The sequence below is a fragment of the Inquilinus limosus MP06 genome (assembly GCF_000767795.1).
Taxonomy (GTDB): domain Bacteria; phylum Pseudomonadota; class Alphaproteobacteria; order DSM-16000; family Inquilinaceae; genus Inquilinus; species Inquilinus limosus_E.
Window position 1 is genome coordinate 1 of record NZ_JANX01001019.1, and the last position, 1,128, is coordinate 1,128.

Below are 1,128 nucleotides of genomic sequence, written 5' to 3' on the forward strand. Positions count from 1 at the left end.
CAGGCCTTGGGCGGCGATCGCGGTCACCGCCGCCAGGCTGTGGCTGACGAAGGCCAGGCGCCAGGGCCGGCCGGCGGCGTCGAGCGCGGCCATCGCCCAGGCCCGGAACAGGCAGCCCTGGGGATAGAGGGCGAGGGGCAGAGGACCCTCGGCCGCTGCGCCGACGTCGCGGCCGGCGGCCCAGACCGCCTGCTCGCGCCGCAGGAAGGTGCCGCCGCCGTCGCCCGCCGCATGCATCGCCAGCACCAGGTCGAAGCGCTCGCCGAGGCGCGGCAGCATCGGCATGGTCAGCCCGGTCACCATCTCGACCTGGATGCGCGGATGGGCGGCGGCGAAGCCGGCCAAGAGAGGCGGCACCAGACGGGTGCCGTAATCCTCCATCACCCCCAGCCGCACCGTGCCCTCGACCTGCAGGTCGCGCAGCCGGCCCATCGCCTCGGCCGAAACCGACAGGATGCGGCGGGCATAGCCCAGCAGCACCTCCCCGGCCGGCGTCAGGCGAAGGCCGCGGCGGTCGCGGTCCAGCACCGCGGCGCCGATCGCGCCCTCCAGCCGCCGGATCTGCATGCTGATGGCCGATTGTGTCCGGTTCAGCGCCGCGGCGCCGCGGGTGAAGGAGCCGTGGTCGGTCACGGCGACGAAGGCGCGCAACAACTCCGGGTCCAGCATCGGCCGCTCCATCACGATTCGTGATTCAGAAGATCATCCTTATGCGTTTCCGTGAAGATCGCGGCGGCTCCTATGCTTTCCGGCAGTTCCTCTCCCCTGGTCGTCATCCCCGCGAAAGCGGGGATCTCCTCGGAAGTCCATCGGGACGAGATTCCCGCCTTCGCGGGAATGACGATGGGGAGGGGCAGGGCACGAGCCAAGGGGAGCAGGGATGGCGCGCGACGGCATGGGCGTGGCGGCGGCGCTGGCGTCGAGCACGCTGGGCGGCACCTCGGTGGTGGCGACCCGCTTCCTGATGGGGGCGCTGGACCCGGCGATGCTCGGCGTGTTCCGCTTCGGCATCGGCTGCGCCCTGCTGCTGCCGGTGGTGGTGCTGCTGCGCGCGCCCTGGCCGCCGCGGCGCGACTGGCCGGCGGTGGCGCTGCTGGGCCTGCTGTTCTTCGCCGCCTTCCCCCTTCC

The 1,128-nt window shown here is 72.8% G+C and carries 2 protein-coding genes; one reads left to right on the plus strand and one right to left on the minus strand.

Translation table 11 applies throughout. From position 1 onward, the window contains the following. Positions 1-669: LysR family transcriptional regulator (locus tag P409_RS34875; protein WP_238578855.1), on the minus strand; the 669-nt coding region annotated here is incomplete at its 3' end. A gap of 211 nt (positions 670-880) precedes the next feature. Between P409_RS34875 and P409_RS34880 the strand changes: the two genes are divergently transcribed. Continuing rightward, on the plus strand, positions 881-1,128 hold a 248-nt coding region (locus P409_RS34880), incomplete at its 3' end, for an EamA family transporter (protein WP_034849565.1).